This window comes from Streptomyces sp. AMJ-169, assembly GCF_055597585.1.
Window position 1 is genome coordinate 1,073,243 of the sequence record NZ_JBVLTJ010000001.1, and the last position, 18,673, is coordinate 1,091,915.

Consider the following 18,673-nt stretch of genomic DNA (forward strand, 5'->3'; position numbering starts at 1 on the left):
CTTGGCGGGGCTCGGCTGCTGGGTTCGCGCCGGGGGAGAGAGGGGGCTGGCCTGATCGTTGGGTTCGCTCTGGATCTCCGGGCTTGCTCTGGCTTCGGGCTCTGTCCGATACGGCTTCGCTGATCTGCGCGGTGGTTCGGCCCCTTGACGTGGGTCGCTGTTGACCGCGGCCGGGCGATGTGCCCCCGTCACCGCCCGGCCGCACCTGTCATCCGGATCTCCACCAGCGTCGTCGGCCCTAGCAACTCTCGGGCGACGGCGCTTACGTCTTCGGGGGTGACCCTCTCCAACTCGGCTGGATAGCCGTCGAGTTGGGCGGCGTCCAGGCCCGCCGCGCGGTAAGCGGCCAGCCGCTCTGCCCTGGATCGCTCGGACTGGAGTGCACGGTGGCGCTGGATGAGGAGGCGTTCCTTCGCGGCGCGCAGGGTGTCCGGGGGGACGGGGTTTCGGCCCAGGTCGGTGAGTGCCTCGCGTATGCAACCGGCGACTTCGTCCAGGGTGTCGGCTTGGCAGCCGGCGAAGCACATTCCGTAGCCGGCTTCGGCGAGTTCTCTGCTGAACGCGGCGAGGGAGTAGGTGAGTCCGCGTTCTTTGCGCAGCCGGCGGTCGAGGATTCCCTCGCGGCCGTTGAGGAGGGACCAGGCCAGGTGGAGGGGGGCTTTGCGGGGGGAGGGGAGGGGGAGGCCTGGGGTGCCTAGGAGGTAGTGGGAGCGGGGGCCTGGGAGGGGGATGGTGCGGGGGGTCGGGGAGTGCGGGGGGATTGGGGTGGTGGTGCTGGGAGTGGGGGAGGCCGGGGGGATTGGGGTGCTGGGGGTCGGGGTGGCGGTGCTGGGAGTCAGGGACGCCGGAGGAGTCGGGACGCTCGGAGTTGGGGAGCGCAGGCTGGTTGGGGTGGTGGGCATTCCGGCTCCCGCCGGGGGCGGGGCATGCTCTGGGCGGGCGTCGCGGAGGGGGCCGTTTGTTGCCGGGGGCCTTGCGGGTTGGTCCAGCGGCTCTCTTGTTGCCGGGGGTGTGGGCCGGTTCAGTGACTCTCTTGCTGCTGGGGGCGGGGGCTGGTCCGGCAACTCCCTTGTCGTTGAGGGCGCGTGGCCGTCCAGCGACTCCCTTGTCGCGGGAGGCGTGCGGCGGTCCGGTGACTCCCTTGGCGTGGGAGGCGCGGGTTGGTCCAGTTGCTTTCTTGGTGCGAGAGGCACGTGGAGGTCCGGTGACTCCCTTGGTGTGGGAGGCGTGAGCTGGTCCAGCGGCCCCCTTGTCGCGGGAGGCGTACAGCAGTCCGACTCCCTTGGCGTGGGAAGCCTGCGGCCGTCCAGTAACTCCCTCTCCGCCGCCGTCACTTCCCCGGCCCCCGCCCCCCGAAGATGCGCCACACGTTCCGCATGGACGATGCCGTACCGGTGCCGTTCGCCGAACAGTTCTCGGCGGATCAGGTCGGAGCGGCGTTCGGCGGTCGACAGGCGGGTCAGGCACTCGGTGCGCAGGCGGTCCAAGGGGGCCGAAGACAACTGGGCCTGGCCGAACCACTCGGGCAGCCTGCGCAACAACTCCCGCTCGGCGCCGAGCACTTCGACGGTCACGCCCACCGTGTCGGCCGTGACCACCGGCTCCACCCGGCACACCACCCCCTCCGCCCACGCCACCCCGGCCACCGCCTCGGCCCAGGCCGCCGCGACGAGAGGGGCGGTGAGGACGGCCGCACGGGACACCCCGGCCAACGACACGACGAGACTTGCCGCAGCGACGGCACCGGGCGGGCCGGAAGGGAAGGCCAGGACGAACGGGGACGCGCTTGTCCAAAAGGGGCTGTCCGCAGGGGAGTTGATCCGACCTCGGCCGCTGGGACGGGAGCCCGTCGAGCCGCCCTCGCCCGTACGGAAGTCCGGCAACCCGCCTTCGCCCATACGGGAGTTCGCCGAGGCGCCCTCGTCCCTGCGGGAGTCCAGTAACCCGCCGTCACCCGAGGCGCCGCCCCTCGTACCGGAGTTCAGCGGCCCGCCCTCGCCCATACGGGAGTCCAGCAAGCCGTCGTCCCCCGTACCGGAGTCCATCGGCCCACCCCCGCTCACCCGAAAGTTCATCCGCCCCCCACCCCAAACCACCCCCGCCACTCCTCCAACACCCCAGCAACCTCCCCCGCCGCACAAGAAGCCACCCCGTTCACCGGCGGCTCCGCGTACCTCTGTGCGACCCTCTCCACGTCCTCCTCCGCCCGCAGCCGAGGAATCACCACCCTCACCCGCAGCCACTCCTCCCCGCCCGGCGCGGTCAGGCGGGCCTGTGTCTCGGACAGGGCCGCCAGCAACGCGTCCCGCGCCGCCGCCTCCCCGCCCGGCGCCCGCAGCGCCGCCCACACGCACAGCCACCCCCGCAACGCCAGCGTCTGTACGACCACCCCGGACGCGGACCGCACGGCGTCCCGCGCGAGGCCGGTCGCCGCTGAGGCAACTCCCGGACGGGCCACGGCAATTGCGGAAACCGCACCTTGCGTCACCGCGACACCTCCCCTGGCCGGACGCACCGGACACCGAGGCATCAGCCCCTCCTGCCCGGGCCCCCACTCCGACACCGCCGCCGTCAGCGCGGGCACCAGCTCGGCCGCCTGGTCCGTAACGACCACCAACGTCGCGTCCTGCGGGGCGTACCACTTGCGGTGAGCCTCCCGAAGCCGCGCCGGAGTCAGGGAATCCAGGACCGCCGGAGACCCAAGTACCGGATGCGCATGGCTCGTTCCCGACCACAAGGCGCCCAGCAGCGCCTCGCGCAGCCGCCAGGCGGGGTCGGCCCCCCGCTCGGCCCGCTCCTCACGGATCGCCACCACCTCGGACCGCAACTCCCCTTCAGGCACCTTCAGTTCACCGAACACCCCGCCCAACACCCGCACCGCCGCAAGAGTGTCCGCCCGCCGCACCACCGTCCCGTACGTCGTCGACTCCTTACCCGTCCGCGCCGAGGCGACCGCCCCCGCACCCACCCGGCCACCCCCCAACGAACAGCGCACGACGAGGTGTTCGAGCGCATGGGCCAGCCCCTCCTCCTCGGCGGACTCGTCCGAACTGCCCACCGGAAGCCGCAACAGGACGGCGGACAAAGGGGATTGAGAACGGCCCACGACAACCAGCCGCACCCCGGACGGACCGACCCGCACATCGGCCACGAGCCCGGACACCCCCACCCCCACACCCCTCACGCCACCACCTGCACCGTCACCAGCACCTGCGCGAGAAACCGATCCTCCCTATCCACCGCGATCAACACCCAATCCCCAGCCGCCAGAAGGGGATTGTCATCCAGCGAGACATCCAGCCGAACCTCCGGTTCCTCAGGCGTGGCCGTCAGCTCCACCCGGTCGATCCAGCCGATCGCCTGCCGGGCCAGCACGACGGTCGTCGGCTCGGTGAGCCCGGTGAGGGAGACGGCGAACCGCAGGACACGATGCCCTGTCGGATCCTCGACCTCCGTCAGCTCGGCGCGGCCCAGGCCCAGCGGGGAGACGTACCGCTGGGTGAAGGGGTACGGGACGGTCCGCCCGGCCGCGTCGAAGACGATCGCGTGGACGGCCAGCAGCCGGTTCGCCGCGTCGTACACCGAGGCGTGGAAGTAGTCGCGCTCCCGGCCGTCCATGTGGACCAGCAACTCCGTGGTGGCCTCGGGGAGTTCGGGGCTCACGGCGTGGAAGCGCTCGCGGGTCTCCTCGCGGTCGACGAAGAAGAACTTGTGGGTGAGCAGGGCGGGACCGCTCAGCCCGTCGACCTTGGTCGAGAACCGCAGCCGCACGCCCGGGCCGACCGCCTCGGCGGTCGTCGAGCACTGCACCGGCGGCACGTCGGAGCCGAGCAGCCGGCGGCCGTAGGCCTCCGGGATCAGGGACGTCGTGTCGAAGTCCTCCTTGCGGACCATCGACAGCGACGGCACGGCGACGAAACGCATGAACCCTCCTCTTAGGGCAGCGGATGCGGATACGGGTTGTCCGGCGCCGAGTCGAAGCCCAACTTCCTTACCACCGTGCGGAGTCGGGGATTGCCCAGCATGCGCAGCCGGTGCGCGCCGGAGAGGTGCTGGAGGCCCGGGACCAGGACGCGGACGACGTGCACGCCGAGCCGCCGGGTGTCCGGGGTGGTGAGGTCGACGACATAGGTGTGCAGCCCCAGCGCGGCCAGCTCGCCGGTGATCAGCTCCACGCCGTCCACGTCCGCCGCCGGGGTGCGCGGCGGGCGGGTGCACCGCGTGGGCCGGTTCGGATGGACCAAGTAGCCCGCCTGGGACCGCAGTTCGGGGTGGCGGGTGTAGAGGATGGCGTGCTTGTTGAACTCGTCGACCTGGTCGAAGTCGTCCGCCGCCGCGAAGTCCGCGTACTCCTTCACCAGCCTGCGCACATACGTCAGCCCCTGCGCCGCCTCAAGGAACGCCTTCTCCACGGCCCGGACCTGGTCCACCCGGCAGGCCGCGCCGAAGGAGAGGACGGGGCCGCTGGGGCCCTTGTGGTCGAGGACGGCCACGACCACCGGCGGGGTGAGGTCCAGGGACAGGTCGTAGAAGGAGACCCGCCAGTTCTTCGCCGCCGACAAGTGGTAACTCACGGGCGAGGAAGCCGAGATGACCTCCTCCGGGACCGGGCGCGGCGGCAGCCGGTGCAGCCAGGAGACCGCCAGCGCGTCCCGCTCCACGATCTCGCTCAGCCCGCCCAGCACCGCGTCCGCGAACGTCGGCCCGGCCGCCAGCCCGGTGGAGATCGACGGCGCGACCGGCACCTCCTCCTTCGCCCGCCGGTAGTACAGATACACCTGCGACGCCGGCACCCAGCACTCCACCCCGTCCGCCCACCGCCGCGCCCGCGCCCACCGCACCGGAGTCTCCGCCCCGAACGGCACGAACGGAAACCCCGGCGAGGCGTACTGCTCGGCGCTGAACAACCCGAACGCGCCGGGTACGACGGCCGGTTCACCGTCCGCGACCAACTGCGCGTACGACGCCGTCCGCAGCCGAGCCGACCGGTACAGGCCCGCCGCGCACCGCTCCAGCGACTCCCCGATCGTCGCGTTCAGCGCCTCCCGCTTCGCGAACCCCGCCCCGCCGTTGCGCACGACCCCCAAGTTGGGCCGCAGCAGCGACAGATCGGGCGATGTGCTGCCGGCCAGATAGATCGGCGGACCGCTGTCCGCGCGCCGCACACTGATCGTGTGGACGGCCCCCACCTTGTCGTCCACGGCCGCCGTCATCGGCACCGGCTCCCCCGGCGGACCGGGCTCCCGCTCCCCGCACACCGGACAGGTCGGCACCGGCAGCACGAACCGGTTCGTCTCCGCGCCGTCCCCGTCCAGCCACAGCAGCTCACCGGGCTCGTCCGCGCCGGGCCGCGCCAGCCACCCCACCGCCCGCCGGGCCACCGCCCCCGCCAGCCGCGCCACCGCCCAGGGCGGCAACTCCCGCTCCAGCGCCGGTACTTCGGCCGCCGCCAGCGCACTCGTGTACGCGCTCCAGACCGGTCCGTGCACGGAGTTGGAGAACACACGGGTGCGCAGACAGGCATAGCAGGCGACCGTGCGGTCCGGCGTCCAGAGCGGCCCGGCGAAGGCGCCGCCGTCGGGCAACAGGCCGTAGAAGAGGGTGGGTTGGGCGCGCAGGACATGCTCTTCGTTGCACGCCGCCGCACCGGGATCGAAGAGGGAGGCGGTGGCTACGATCATCAGATCGACGCCCCCGACGCCCCCGACCCCTTTGACACCCTCCGCGCCCTCAACAGGCCCCGCGCCAAGCCCAGTTCCCCCGCACCCCCGCACCTCCACCCCCGCCTGCCCCAACACCCCGGCCAACGCCCCCGTCAGCCCCGAAGGCCCCCGCACCCCCACCACCCCGAGCGCCGCCCCCCGCTCCACCGCCCGGTCGAACTCGACGATCCCCTGCCCCCGCAGCCCCTCCAGCAGCTCCAGCACCCGCCCCCGCGCCACCCCCGGCTCCAGCGCCCCCGCGACGTCCCCCGCCTTGGCCGGCTCCCCGAGCCGGGGCAGCAACTCCTCGGCCAGCAGCCGCAGTCCGGTCCCGCGCAGCCGCCGCACCCCGCCCGGCGACTCCACGAAACCGCTGTGATCGTCCTGCACGCACAGCCGCACACCAGGCACGAGCCGGATGACACTGTCTTCCTCGATCATGCGCGGGCCTCCCCGAGAAGCAGCAGATGGACGACGGCGTCGTCGACGCCGTTCACCCCGGCCAGCCGGTCGAACCAGTCGTCGACGAAGCCCGCCAGCGGATGCGCGACCAGCCCGAGCGCCGCCGCCGCGGTCACCACGCTCTGCGCGACATGGCCGCACTCGATGAGGGCCATGCGGTAACCGCGTTCCGCGTACTTCCAGCGGCTGCGGCCGAACGCGGCGGCGAACAGGACGACCGCCGCCGCCTCCGTCACCCGCCCGGCGTACCCGGTGTGCGCGGCGGCCTCCTCGAAGGAGCAGGTGTCGTCGAGGAGTTGGAGCACCCGGCGGCCCGGGTGCACGTAATACAGGCCGGGCGGAAGGCCGTTGACGTTCCGGGCGAGGACGAAGAGGTCGTAGGAGCAGAGGCCGCCGGCGGAAGGGGTGGCCCGGAGGGGGAGTTCGACTCCGTCGGGGGTACGGGCGGTGCCGGTGACGCCCACCGAGAGGTCCAAGGTCCTTGTCAGATCGGCGAGTTGAAGGGGCTCCTCGCTGAAGGCTGCCGCCGAGCGGCGGTGCCGCAACGCCTCGTCCAAGGGGCGCAGCTCCCGGAACCCCTTTACTGGCCAAGGGAGTTCGGCCCGGGTGCGCCCGTAGTCCCGGTACGGCCGGGCCAGCGCCCTGCGGACCTCCGCCGGGAGCTTGTCCACGTCGACCATCGGGAGGGTGCGGAAGGAGGGACGGATCTTCGAGTTCTCGTGGAAGGTGCGGGAGAGTTGGCCGGGGGTACGGGAGAGGTCGACGAACGTCCTGCCGGGTTCCTCAAGCGGGGAGGTCTCGACGCCGGGCGCCCCGCAGCGGACGATCACCCCGCCGGGACCGTCGTACACCCCCTGGACCTCCGCCTCGGCAGCCTCCTCCAGGAACGCCAGTCCCTCGCCCGGCCCGCTCCAGCGGCCCTCCGCCGCCAGGGTCAACAACCCGTCCAGCGCCCGCTGTTGGGCCTCCTCGACCGTCGCCGCGCAGCCGTACGCGCGGATCTCCCGGTCGCCGTCGCGCAGGGTCACGCCGACGCAGGGGGTCGGGGCGTCGTACAGACAGGAGTCGAGGCGGACGTCCCACGCCGGGTGGAGAGGTGCCGCGTCCGCCGGGAGTTTGCGCGCCGCGACCGGGGAGGGGCGGCGTTCCGACAACCGGTGTTCCAGTGCGCCGTACCGGGCCGCCCGCGCCGCCGTCTCGTACGTCGGTCCCGCGCCCAACCCCCGTACGCCCAGCCGGAGTTCCGCCGCCCGTGCCGCCAGGCGCCACAGCACCGGCTCCGGATCGCGCCCCGCCGCCACCGCCAGTACCGGGACCGGCTCCAGCCCCGGCACGCGGTGTTCGGCCGGGACCAGCGCGTACGCCGTGCCCCGGAGCCGGGGCGGCAGCGGATACGGGCGGACCGCGTAACCCATCGACTCGACAAGGGAGATCCCGTGACCCATCGACCCCCCATGACTCATCGGCTCCCCGTAACCCATTGCCCCCACAAGGGAGTTCACAGCACACCCCCTCCCCGCCCGCAGTCCGGACACTCCGGGTTCCGCCAGGTCACCGTCGAGAACTGCTCCCCGGTCGACACATCCAGCGTCGTCACCCGCCCCCACGCATGCTCGGCCCCCATCGGCAGCAGACTGCGCAGCGCCAGATGCGCGATGAGCCCCCCGGCCCAGTACAGACAGCCCGGCTGACGCGTCGCCCACCCCGCGGCCCCCGAAGCCGCTGCCCCCGACGGCACCGGGACATGGCAGCGCAGACAACCCGAGGCCCCCGGACGGGTCCAGGGACCGATACGGATGCGGTGGGCGGTGAAAAGGACAGGAAGCCAATCCGTCCCGAAATCATGGCCGAACAGCTCCGACTCCTCGCACGCCGCGATAATGCGCAGCGAAGCGGTATCCGATTTCCCCGCACACAATCCCTGTTCCGCCAAAGCCAGCGACCATACCGCGACCACATCCTCCGGACCGGATACCGAGACGCCTTTCTCCCGCAGATCCGAGAACACCCGGTCCGGCTCCTCCGAGCGGCGGAAGATGTACGAATACAGCCGCCGCCCCGGCTCGTCCTCAATGCCCACCCCGGGAAAAAGCAGCACCCCCATGTCCCGCAGCTGCCCGACGAACGGCTCCAGCAGCCGCAGCTCCGCCGGAGGCAGCTGCTCGCGCAGCGGCGCCGTCCGCCGCAGCCTCGGGACGACCCTGGTCAGGACCTCCGTCAACTGGCGTACGGCGGCCGGGTCGGCCTTGACGGCGTAGGTGCGCGGGCCGGCGTCCAGCTCGCAGCGGTCCGGGCCGCGCGGGCGGAAATCTATGTCGGTGGCGGCGACCGCCACGGCTTCCAGGAGCGGGGAATCAGGCACCCCGCCAGCGTAGAATTCGGCGGAATTCCAGCCGACCCTGATTCCCCGAGTACCTTCCTACGGAATTCCGGGACCCGGCGACACCGTTAAACCCCGAGCCCATCCAGCACCTGCTCCATCACCAGCACACCCCCCAGCCCCAGCACCGCCAGCACCGTCGTATACGTAGTCCGCGCCTTGATCGCCTGAATCACCGACAGATTGAAATACTCCTTGAACATCCAGAACCCCGGATCGTTCACGTGCGAGAACGCGATGGAGCCGCAGGACACGGCGAGGACCATCAGTTCGGGGTGGACGCCGCTGCCCGCGACGAGGGGGAGGACGACGCCGGAGGCGGTGACGACGGCGACCGTCGCCGAGCCGAGCGCCACCCGCAGGATCGCGGCGATCAGCCAGGCCAGGATGATCGGCGAGATCGACCAGCTGTCGGTGGCGTCCTTGATGTAGTCGGAGATCCCGCCCTCGACGAGCACCTGCTTGAAGGCCCCGCCCGCCCCGATGACCAGCAGGATCATCGACATGGCCTGCGCCGCGCCCCGGCACGACTCGGCGACCTCGTCGAGGCCGCGCCCGATGCGCGGCCCGAACACCCACATCGCGAGGAGCAGCGTCAGCAGCAGCGCGACCGGCGCGGAACCGATGAACTCCACTGTGTGGACAAGGCCGTTACGGGTGTCGGTCGCCATGCCGGTGACGGCCGCGCCCGCGATGAGGACGACCGGCAGCAGCGCGACCGTCAGCGACCAGCCGAGCCCCGGCATCTCGTCGTCCTCGAACACCCGGTCGCTGACCAGGCCCTTGGGCAGCGAGGGGTTCATCGCGCGCACGAACGGCAGCCGGGGCCATGCCAGGGCGATCGCCGCGCCGATGGGGACGGCGATGAACAGGCCGTAGAACAGGGTGCGTCCGACGGAGGCGTGGAAGGTCGCGGCGACGGCGGTCGGGCCGGGGTGCGGGGGCAGGAAGCTGTGCATGGTGGACAGCGCGATCGACATCGGCAGGCCGACCCACAGGAGGTTCGCGCGGGTGACGCGGACGAGGGTGAAGGCGACGGGGACGATGATGACGAACGCGACCTCGTAGAACATCGTCACGCCGATCAGCATCGCCGTCAGGACCATCGCGACCTGCACCCCGCGCGGACCGCACACGGCGAGCAGCTTCCCGGCGATGCGCTGCGCGGCCCCGGAGTCGCCGAGGACCCGCCCGGCCATCGCGCCGAGCCCGATCGTCAGCATCGTGTCGCCGATCTGCCCGCCGATGCCCTCGGAGAGCACGTCCGGGATCTTCGCCACCGGTATCCCGCGCACCAGCGCGACCCCGACGGCGACCAGCAGCAGCGCGGCGAAGCCGTTGAGCTTGAGCCGGGTCATGAGCAGGAGCAGGACCAGCACGCTGATCCCTACGACGACGAGCGGCATGCGCGGTTCCCCTTCGGACGGCGTGTCAGTGGGGGGCGCTGTTCCTCAGGAGGGCATGTCTATGGAGAGAGACGCAGGTTAGATATGTGGACGGTGGTGGGTCAATGAGCGTGCACGATCTCTGGTCTACGCTGAGCCGCATGCCCTCCCCGCGCCGCACCGCCCGACAGGCCGACCTCCTGGAACGACTCGTCGCGCTGCTCACGGCGGAAGGTTTCACCGACCTCACGCTCGACGACCTCGCCGAGCGGCTGCGCTGCTCCAAGACGACCCTCTACCAGCTGGCCCGCTCCAAGCAGGGCCTGGTCGTGGAGGCCGTCAAGCACTACTTCCGGGGCGCCACCGAGGCCGTGGAGAAGCGTGTCGTCCAGACCGCCGACCCCGCCGACCGCGTCCGCGCCTACCTCACGGCCGTCGCCGAGCAGCTGCGGCCCCTCTCGCGCCGCTTCCTGGACGACGTGGCCGAGTTCCCGCCCGCCCGCGAGGTGTACGAGGCGAACACGCGCTGGGCGGCCGAGCGGGTGCGGCAGCTGATCGCCGAGGGGGTCAGCGACGGCGCCTTCAGAGCCGTCCACGCGGCCTTCGTCGGCGAGGTCGCCGCCGCGACCATGCGCCAGATCCAGCTGGGCGAACTCCAGGTACGCACCGGCCTGTCGGACGCGGAGGCGTACGAGCAACTCGCGTCCCTCATCGTGCACGCCGTCGCGCCCTAGGGCCTGTCCGGCGGATCCTGCTGGGGTCGCGGGGTCTGGCACGCACTCCCCCAAGCTCTTCGAGCAGGGGGTACCCCCAGGCGTTGTCGTCGGTCGCCGACGTCCCCCAGCCTTCGGCCGGGAGGTGCCCCCACCGCGTCGACTCCCTCCGCCTTGCAGCTGCACGCACCAGACCCCGCTCACGCAAGCCGGTCAGATGCCGTTCGCTGTCGGCCAGCCTGATCCGCCGGACAGGCCCTAGCGCGCCCCTTCCGGAATCCGCGGATCACTGTCGCCGTCCGCCCGCTTGGCGTACTCTTGGTGATACTGACGTACTCGTTCCAGTATCGTTTTCGCTCTGGGGAGGCCCCCGTGCCCGCCACTCGTGCCCTGCCGACCGAGGAAGCCCTCGACCTCATCCGGCTCACCCGGACGCTCGCCGCGAAGGAGCTCGTGCCGAGAGTCGCGGACGCGGAGGCGCATGAGGACTTCCCCCGGGACGTCTTCCGCACCCTGGGCCGCAGCGGACTGCTCGGGCTCCCGTTCGCCGAGGAGGACGGCGGGGCGGGACAGCCGTACGAGGTGTATCTCCAGGTCATCGAGGAGGTCGCCGCCGTCTGGTCGTCGGTCGCCGTCGGGATCTCCGTGCACGCCCTGTCCTCCTTCCCGCTCGCCCGGTTCGGGACGAAGGAACAGCGGGCCGAGTGGCTGCCCGAACTGCTCGGCGGGGAGCTGCTGGGCGCGTACTGCCTCTCCGAGCCGCACGCGGGCTCCGACCCGGCGGCGATGCGCACCCGCGCGGTGCGCGACGGCGACTCCTATGTCATCGACGGCGCCAAGGCCTGGACCACGCACGGCGGTTACGCCGACTTCTACACCGTCATGGCCCGCACCTCCGAGGACCGCACGCACGGCATCTCCTGCTTCCTCGTCCCGGCGGACACCCCGGGGCTGAGCGCCGATCCGCCGGAGCGCAAGATGGGGCTCACGGGTTCGGCGACCGCCACGATGCGGTTCGACGGCGTCCGCGTGCCCGCCGCCCGGCGGGTGGGGGAGGAGGGCCAGGGTTTGAGAATCGCGCTGGCCTCCCTGGACTGCGGACGGCTCGGCATCGCGGCCGTCGCCACCGGCCTCGCCCAGGGCGCCCTCGACCACGCGGTGCGCTACGCCCGGGAGCGCGAGACGTTCGGCAAGCCGATCATCGAGCACCAGGGGCTCGCGTTCGTCCTCGCCGACATGGGCGCGGCCGTCGAGTCCGCGCGGGCCACGACGCTGGCCGCCGCCCGGCTCAAGGACGCCGGCCTGCCCTTCACCCGGGAGGCGTCGATCGCCAAGCTCGTCGCCACCGACAACGCGATGAAGGTGACGACGGACGCGGTCCAGGTCCTCGGCGGCTACGGCTACACGCGGGACTTCCCCGTGGAGCGGTACATGCGCGAGGCCAAGGTCATGCAGATCTTCGAAGGAACCAACCAGATCCAGCGCATGGTCATCTCGCGTGCGCTGGACCGCAGCGAGGGGGGTCAGCTGACCGCCCTCGGCAAGGAGTGATGATGCAGCTCGCCCACACCGCCGCCCTCGTCACCGGCGGTGCCTCCGGCCTCGGCGCGGCCACCGCGAAGGCCCTCGCCGCCGCCGGCGCCCAGGTCTTCGCCCTCGACCTCCAGACCGGCATCGACAAGGCGCCGGAGGCGGCGGGGGTCACGTACGTCGCCGCCGACGTCACCGACGCCGACCAGGTCCGCGCGGCCGTCGAGGTCGCCGCCGGCGCCGGGGTCCCGCTGCGCACGGTCGTCAACTGCGCCGGCATCTGCCCCTCGCAGCGCGTCCTGGGCCGCAAGGGCGTCCACGACATCGCCCTGTACGCGAAGACCGTCCAGGTCAACCTGGTCGGCACGTTCACCGTCCTGGCGATCGCCTCGGAGGCCATTGCGCAGACCGAGCCCGACGCCCACGGCCAGCGCGGCGTCATCGTCAACACCGCCTCCATCGCCGCGTACGACGGCCAGATCGGGCAGGCCGCCTACGCCTCCTCCAAGGGCGGTGTCGTCGGCCTCACCCTGCCCGCCGCCCGGGATCTCGCCCAGTACGGCATCCGCGTGTGCACCATCGCGCCCGGCATCGTCGACACCCCGATGATGGAGACCGTCTCCGACGAGTTCCGCGCCTCGCTGGAGGCCGGGGTGCCGTTCCCGCAGCGGTTCGCGCGGCCGGAGGAGTACGCCAAGCTGGCGCTCGCGATCGTCGACCACGACTACCTCAACGGGGAGACGATCCGGATGGACGGGGCGCTGCGGATGGCGCCGCGTTAAGCGGGGCCCGGGTAACGGGAGTTGACGGTCCGTCACGTGCGGACCAGGAGCTGGAAGTCGAAGGCGTACCGGGACGCGCGGTAGATGTGCGTCCCGTACTCCACCGGCCGGCCCGTGTCGTCGTACGCGGTGCGCTGCATCGTCAACAGGGCCGCGCCGGGCTGTTCTTCGAGGCGGGCGGCCTCGTCCTCGGTGGCCGCGCGGGCGCCCACGGTCTGGCGGGCGCTGTGGAGGGTGACGCCGGCCGTGCGGAGCAGGCTGTAGAGGCCCGTCGACTCCAGGCGCGGGGTGTCGAGGTCGAGGAGGGCCGGCGGGAGGTAGTTGCACAGGAACGCCACCGGCTGGCCGTGCGTGCAGCGCAGCCGCTCCAGGAGGACGACCTCGCCGCCTTCGGGGACACCGAGGGCGGCGGCGACATCGGCGGGGGCGGGCAGGAGCTCGTTGCGCACGACGCGGGTGGTCGGGCCCTGTCCGGCGGCGGCGAGGTCGTCGTAGAGGCTGGAGAGCTCCAGCGGGCGTTTGACCTGGCTGTGGACGACCTGGGTGCCCACGCCGCGGCGGCGGACCAGGAGGCCCTTGTCGACCAGGGACTGGATGGCCTGGCGGACGGTGGGGCGGGACAGGCCGAGGCGCGCGGAGAGGTCGATCTCGTTGCCCAGGAGGTTGCCGGGGGCCAGCCGGCCGTGTTCGATCGCCGACTCCAGCTGCTGGGCGAGCTGGTAGTAGAGCGGGACCGGGCTGCTGCGGTCCAGGGCGAAGGGCACCGCGTCGAGCGCGGAACCCGGCGTGGCCCGCTCACCGGTCTTCGGCATCCGGGGCACCTCCAGATCGGCTTCTGATGTCCCTCAGGTGTAGGGCCCGGCGGCCCTTCCTGTCAATCCTTTGTTCTTACATTCGGACCTGCTCGTGAAATGATGTCTTAACAAAGTATTGACACTGGGCACGTGACGGGATTTGATCCCGTCCCAACAGCGAAGCAGCCCGGCCCACAGCCGACCGGGCCCCGTCGTTCCCCTGGCGCACAGTGAGGTGCAGGAAAGATGGACAGCTCCAAGCCCGCCCGCTCCCGCAGAATCGTCCCCGTGGTGGCCCTCGCCGCCGCGGCTGCCCTGACCCTCGCGGGCTGCTCCAGCAGCACCGGGGGCAAGAAGGCGCAGGAGAGCACCACGGGTGCCTCCGCGGGCAAGGCGACCACCCCCCGGATGACGGTCGCCTTCGTCACCCACGCCGCCAACGGCGACACCTTCTGGGACACCGTACGCAAAGGCGCCGAAGCAGCCGCCGCCAAGGACAACATCAAACTTCTCTACTCCAACGACCCCATCGCCGGGAACCAGGCCAACCTGGTCCAGAACGCGATCGACCAGAAGGTCGACGGCATCGCCGTCACCCTCGCCAAGCCCGACGCGATGAAGGACGTCCTCGGCAAGGCGAAGACCGCCGGGATACCCGTCGTCGGCCTCAACTCCGGCCTCAGCGACTGGAAGCAGCTCGGCCTCCTCGAATTCTTCGGCCAGGACGAGTCGGTGGCCGGCGAGGCCTTCGGCAACCGGCTGAACACCGACGGCGCCAAGAAGGTCGTCTGCGTCATCCAGGAGCAGGGCAACGTGGGTCTCACCCAGCGCTGCGACGGACTGAAGAAGACCTTCAAGGGCACCACCGAGACCCTGTACGTCAACGGCACCGACATGCCGTCCGTGCAGTCGACGATCACCGCGAAGCTCAAGCAGGACACCGGGATCGACCACGTCGTCACCCTCGGCGCCCCCTACGCGCTGACCGCCGTGCAGTCGGTCAAGGACGCCGGCTCCCAGGCGAAGGTCGCCACCTTCGACCTCAACAAGGACCTCGTCAAGGGCGTCCAGGCCGGGACCATCGAGTTCGCCGTCGACCAACAGCCCTACCTCCAGGGCTACTTGGCGGTCGACGGGCTGTGGCTCTACAAGAACAACGGCAACTACAGCGGCGGCGGCGAGCAGGCCGTCCTGACCGGGCCCGCGTTCGTCGACAAGTCCAACGTCGAGCAGGTCGCCGCCTACGCCGCCAAGGGGACCAGGTGATGAGCATGGCCCAGCAGACCGTCGCCCCCGCGCTGCCCCCGCAGAAGGACGGCCGCACCGCCCAACGCCCCGTCGCGCTCAGGCTGTTGGCCCGTCCCGAGGTCGGTGTCTTCCTCGGCGCCGCCGCCGTCCTGGTCTTCTTCCTCATCGCCGCCCCGACCGTCCGCCAGGGCGGTTCGATGGCCACCGTCCTCTACCAGTCCTCGACCATCGGCATCATGGCCCTCCCGGTCGCCCTGCTGATGATCGGCGGCGAGTTCGACCTCTCCTCCGGCGTCGCGGTCATCTCCTCCGCGCTCACCGCGTCCATGCTCAGCTACCAGCTGACGATGAACGTGTGGACCGGCGTGATCGTCGCCCTGGTCGTCTCGCTCGCGATCGGCGCCTTCAACGGCTGGATGGTCGTGCGCACCGGCTTGCCCAGCTTCCTCGTGACGCTCGGGACCTTCCTGATCCTGCAAGGCGTCAACCTCGCGGTGACCAAACTGGTCACCGGCAACGTCGCCACCGACGACATCAGCGACATGCAGGGCTTCGACCAGGCCAAGAAGGTCTTCGCGTCCTCCTTCGACATCGGCGGAGTGCAGGTCAAGATCACCGTGATCTGGTGGCTGGTCTTCGCGGCGCTCGCCACCTGGGTGCTGCTGCGCACCAAGTACGGCAACTGGATCTTCGCCGTCGGCGGCAGCAAGGAGTCCGCGCGGGCCGTCGGCGTACCCGTCAACTTCACGAAGATCACGCTGTTCATGGCGGTCGGCTTCGGCGCCTGGTTCATCGGCATGCACCAGCTGTTCTCGTTCAACACCGTCCAGTCCGGCGAGGGCGTCGGGCAGGAGCTGATCTACATCGCGGCGGCCGTCATCGGCGGCTGTCTGCTGACCGGCGGCTACGGCTCGGCGATCGGGCCCGTCTTCGGCGCCTTCATGTTCGGCATGGTCCAGCAGGGCATCGTCTACGCCGGCTGGAACCCCGACTGGTTCAAGGCCTTCCTCGGCGCGATGCTCCTCGGCGCCGTCCTGATCAACCTGTGGATCCAGCGCACGGCCACCCGGAGGTGACGTCCATGACGACCCAAGGAACACACGGAGCGGTCCTGGAGGACACCGCGCCCGAGAGCGGCGCGGTCGTCGAACTCCGCGGCGCGGGCAAGGCGTACGGCAACATCCGCGCCCTGCACGGGGTTTCGCTCGCCGTCCACCCCGGCAAGGTGACCTGCGTGCTCGGCGACAACGGCGCCGGCAAGTCGACCCTCATCAAAATCATCTCCGGGCTGCACCAGCACACCGAGGGCGAGTTCCTCGTCGACGGCCGGCCGGTGCGGTTCGGCACCCCGCGCGACGCGCTCGACAAGGGCATCGCGACCGTCTACCAGGACCTCGCGACGGTCCCCCTCATGCCGGTCTGGCGGAACTTCTTCCTCGGCTCCGAGATGACCAAAGGCCCTTGGCCCACAAGGCGGTTGGACATCGAGCGGATGAAGAAGACCGCCGATGAGGAACTGCGCAACATGGGCATCGTCCTCGACGACCTGGAGCAGCCGATCGGCACCCTGTCGGGCGGGCAGCGGCAGTGCGTGGCGATCGCGCGGGCCGTGTACTTCGGCGCGCGGGTGCTCATCCTGGACGAGCCGACCGCCGCGCTCGGCGTCAAGCAGTCCGGCGTGGTGCTCAAGTACATCGCCGCCGCCCGCGACCGCGGCCTCGGCGTCATCTTCATCACCCACAACCCGCACCACGCCTACATGGTCGGCGACCACTTCAGCGTCCTGCGCCTCGGGACCCTGGAGATGAGCGCGGACCGCAGCGAGGTCAGCCTCGAGGAACTCACCAACCACATGGCCGGCGGCGCCGAACTCGCGGCGCTCAAGCACGAGTTGGCGCAGGTGCGGGGCGTGGACACGGACGGGCTGCCGGATGATGTCGAGGGAGGTCCGGCGTGAGGCTCGACCGCATCCGCGTCGGCTCCGCCCCCGACTCCTGGGGCGTCTGGTTCCCCGACGACCCTCAACAGGTGCCGTGGGAACGGTTCTTGGACGAGGTCGCCGAAGCCGGCTACTCCTGGATCGAACTCGGCCCCTACGGCTACCTCCCCACCGACCCCGCACGCCTCAGGGACGAGGTCGCCGAGCGGGACCTGAAGGTGTCCGCCGGGACCGTCTTCACCGGCATGCACCGGGGCCCCGCCGTCTGGGAGGAGACGTGGGCGCACGTCAGCCAAGTCGCCGCGCTCACCCAGCAGATGGGCGCGCGGCACCTCGTCGTCATCCCGTCCTTCTGGCGTGACGACAAGACGGCCGAGATCCTGGAGCCCCCGGAGCTGACCGCCGAACAGTGGGCTCACCTCACCAAGGGCATGTGGGGGTGCCCCCGGTTCGAGCGAAGCCGAGAACTGGGGGAGGCTCGGGCTGAGGTCCTGGGAGGTGTACGGCCTGGACATCGTCGTCCATCCGCATGCCGACACCCACCTCGACACCGAGGACCACGTCGAGCGGTTCCTCGACTCCACCGACGGCGAACTGGTCAACCTCTGTCTGGACACCGGGCATTACGCGTACTGCGGCGGCGACAGCGTCAAGCTGATCGAGACGTACGGGGAGCGGATCGGGTATCTGCACCTCAAGCAGGTGGACCCGGAGATCCTGGCCGGCGTCCGGGCGGCCGGGACCCCGTTCGGACCCGCCGTCGCACAAGGGGTCATGTGTGAACCTCCGCGCGGGGTACCGGAGTTGGGGCCCGTCCTGGAGGCGGCGCAGCGGCTGGGCGTGGAGCTGTTCGCGATCGTCGAGCAGGACATGTACCCGTGCGAGCCGGACCGCCCGCTGCCGATCGCGGTACGGACCCGGCAGTTCCTGAGGTCGTGCGGGGCCTGAACGGGCCCCGGGGCAGCCGGAGTTCGCCGATCGGTGAAATGTGCATCGCTGGAAGCCGACGCCCGGGCGTCGGCTTCCGCGCTGTTTCCGCCCTGTGCGTGAGCCCTTGGCGCCGTAGACTCCACGACCCATGAAGGCACTGATCTCAGTCGACATGGAGGGCGTCTCGGGCGTCGTGCACGGCACCGAGACCGACCCGGCCGGCTACGACTATCCGCGCGCCCGCGCCCTGATGACGGCCGACGCCAACGCCGTGATCGCGGGCGTCCTGGACGCCGAGCCCGACGCCGAGGTGTGGGTCGCGGACGCGCACGGGCCGTTTCGCAACCTGCTGCCGGAGGAGCTGGACCGCAGGGCCCACCTGGTCCGGGGCAAACCCCGGCCGCTCGGCATGCTGGGCGGGCTCGACGCGCGGACCGACGCCGTCCTGTTCGTCGGCTACCACGGGCGGGCGGGCAGCGGCCCCGCCGTCCTCGCGCACACCATGAACGGCGGGCTGCTCGACGTACGCGTCGCGGGGCGCCCGCTCGGGGAGATCGGGCTGAACGCCGCGATGGCCGGGCACCTCGGGGTGCCGGCGGTGCTGCTCAGCGGGGACGACAACGCGTGCGCGGTGGCCGTCGAGGTCAAGCGGGCGCTGGGGCAGGCCGTCGCCGTGACCCTGCATCCGGAGGTGGCGCGCGAGCGGCTGCGGGAAGGGGCGGCGCGGGCGGTCGCGGGGCGCGGGGTGCGTGTGGGCGGATGTGTGGCGAGGGGCGCGTGCGGGGCTGTTTCAGAGAGCAGCGAAGGG

Annotated in this window: 14 protein-coding genes and 2 pseudogenes; 8 read left to right on the forward strand and 8 right to left on the reverse strand. The window is 71.3% G+C overall.

Features of this window, described 5'->3' with window-relative positions; genetic code table 11:
- Window positions 1-188 precede the first annotated feature (188 nt).
- The 7 genes from ACYUD3_RS04420 to ACYUD3_RS04450 all read right to left on the reverse strand — a co-directional run bounded on the left by ACYUD3_RS04420 (window position 189) and on the right by ACYUD3_RS04450 (window position 9,950).
- Window positions 189-2,045 (reverse strand): M16 family metallopeptidase, encoded by a 1,857-nt coding sequence (locus tag ACYUD3_RS04420; RefSeq protein ID WP_470963751.1) that lies wholly within the window; start codon window positions 2,043-2,045, stop codon window positions 189-191.
- Window positions 2,046-2,071: 26 nt separating this feature from the next.
- Window positions 2,072-3,163: a M16 family metallopeptidase gene (locus tag ACYUD3_RS04425; RefSeq protein ID WP_470963754.1), complete on the reverse strand. Its 1,092-nt coding sequence runs from the start codon at window positions 3,161-3,163 to the stop codon at window positions 2,072-2,074.
- Between the two features lie 17 nt (window positions 3,164-3,180).
- A complete protein-coding gene (locus ACYUD3_RS04430) occupies window positions 3,181-3,924 on the reverse strand; it encodes a DUF5944 family protein (protein WP_470963757.1) in 744 nt (247 codons plus the stop codon).
- Window positions 3,925-3,935: 11 nt separating this feature from the next.
- Entirely contained in the window at window positions 3,936-6,143 is a 2,208-nt protein-coding gene (locus ACYUD3_RS04435) for a TOMM precursor leader peptide-binding protein (protein ID WP_470963760.1), read from the reverse strand.
- Window positions 6,140-7,609 (reverse strand): SagB/ThcOx family dehydrogenase, encoded by a 1,470-nt coding sequence (locus ACYUD3_RS04440; protein ID WP_470963763.1) that lies wholly within the window; start codon window positions 7,607-7,609, stop codon window positions 6,140-6,142. Before ACYUD3_RS04440 ends, ACYUD3_RS04435 begins: the two co-directional genes overlap by 4 nt.
- A 53-nt stretch (window positions 7,610-7,662) precedes the next feature.
- Window positions 7,663-8,526 carry a hypothetical protein gene (locus ACYUD3_RS04445; RefSeq protein ID WP_470963766.1) on the reverse strand — a complete coding sequence of 288 codons (864 nt, stop codon included), beginning with the start codon at window positions 8,524-8,526 and terminating at the stop codon, window positions 7,663-7,665.
- 86 nt (window positions 8,527-8,612) lie between these two features.
- Window positions 8,613-9,950 (reverse strand): gluconate:H+ symporter, encoded by a 1,338-nt coding sequence (locus ACYUD3_RS04450; protein WP_470963769.1) that lies wholly within the window; start codon window positions 9,948-9,950, stop codon window positions 8,613-8,615.
- Window positions 9,951-10,090: 140 nt separating this feature from the next.
- On the opposite strand from ACYUD3_RS04450, the gene ACYUD3_RS04455 reads away from it, so the two are divergent.
- From ACYUD3_RS04455 to ACYUD3_RS04465, 3 genes are all read left to right on the forward strand, one after another.
- A complete protein-coding gene (locus ACYUD3_RS04455) occupies window positions 10,091-10,663 on the forward strand; it encodes a TetR/AcrR family transcriptional regulator (RefSeq protein WP_470963772.1) in 573 nt (190 codons plus the stop codon).
- 351 nt (window positions 10,664-11,014) lie between these two features.
- Window positions 11,015-12,193: an acyl-CoA dehydrogenase family protein gene (locus ACYUD3_RS04460; RefSeq protein ID WP_470963775.1), complete on the forward strand. Its 1,179-nt coding sequence runs from the start codon at window positions 11,015-11,017 to the stop codon at window positions 12,191-12,193.
- 2 nt (window positions 12,194-12,195) lie between these two features.
- A complete protein-coding gene (locus ACYUD3_RS04465) occupies window positions 12,196-12,954 on the forward strand; it encodes an SDR family NAD(P)-dependent oxidoreductase (RefSeq protein WP_470963983.1) in 759 nt (252 codons plus the stop codon).
- A gap of 32 nt (window positions 12,955-12,986) precedes the next feature.
- On the opposite strand, the gene ACYUD3_RS04470 is transcribed toward ACYUD3_RS04465, so the two are convergent.
- Complete coding sequence (locus ACYUD3_RS04470; RefSeq protein WP_470963778.1) at window positions 12,987-13,766, reverse strand: GntR family transcriptional regulator; 780 nt, start codon at window positions 13,764-13,766, stop codon at window positions 12,987-12,989.
- 228 nt (window positions 13,767-13,994) lie between these two features.
- Between ACYUD3_RS04470 and ACYUD3_RS04475 the strand changes: the two genes are divergently transcribed.
- The 5 genes and pseudogenes from ACYUD3_RS04475 to ACYUD3_RS04495 all read left to right on the forward strand — a co-directional run.
- A complete protein-coding gene (locus tag ACYUD3_RS04475; protein WP_470963782.1) occupies window positions 13,995-15,014 on the forward strand; it encodes a sugar ABC transporter substrate-binding protein in 1,020 nt (339 codons plus the stop codon).
- Window positions 15,014-16,072, forward strand: coding sequence for an ABC transporter permease (locus tag ACYUD3_RS04480; RefSeq protein ID WP_470963785.1), 1,059 nt, complete (start codon window positions 15,014-15,016; stop codon window positions 16,070-16,072). The genes ACYUD3_RS04475 and ACYUD3_RS04480 overlap by 1 nt, the downstream gene beginning before the upstream one ends.
- A gap of 5 nt (window positions 16,073-16,077) precedes the next feature.
- Window positions 16,078-16,953 (forward strand): ATP-binding cassette domain-containing protein, encoded by an 876-nt coding sequence (locus tag ACYUD3_RS04485; protein ID WP_470963788.1) that lies wholly within the window; start codon window positions 16,078-16,080, stop codon window positions 16,951-16,953.
- Window positions 16,950-17,883 (forward strand): annotated as a pseudogene (locus tag ACYUD3_RS04490) (sugar phosphate isomerase/epimerase family protein). The gene ACYUD3_RS04485 and the pseudogene ACYUD3_RS04490 overlap by 4 nt, the downstream one beginning before the upstream one ends.
- 130 nt (window positions 17,884-18,013) lie before the next feature.
- A pseudogene (locus ACYUD3_RS04495) lies at window positions 18,014-18,607 on the forward strand (M55 family metallopeptidase); the annotation flags it as partial.
- Window positions 18,608-18,673: the final 66 nt, after the last annotated feature.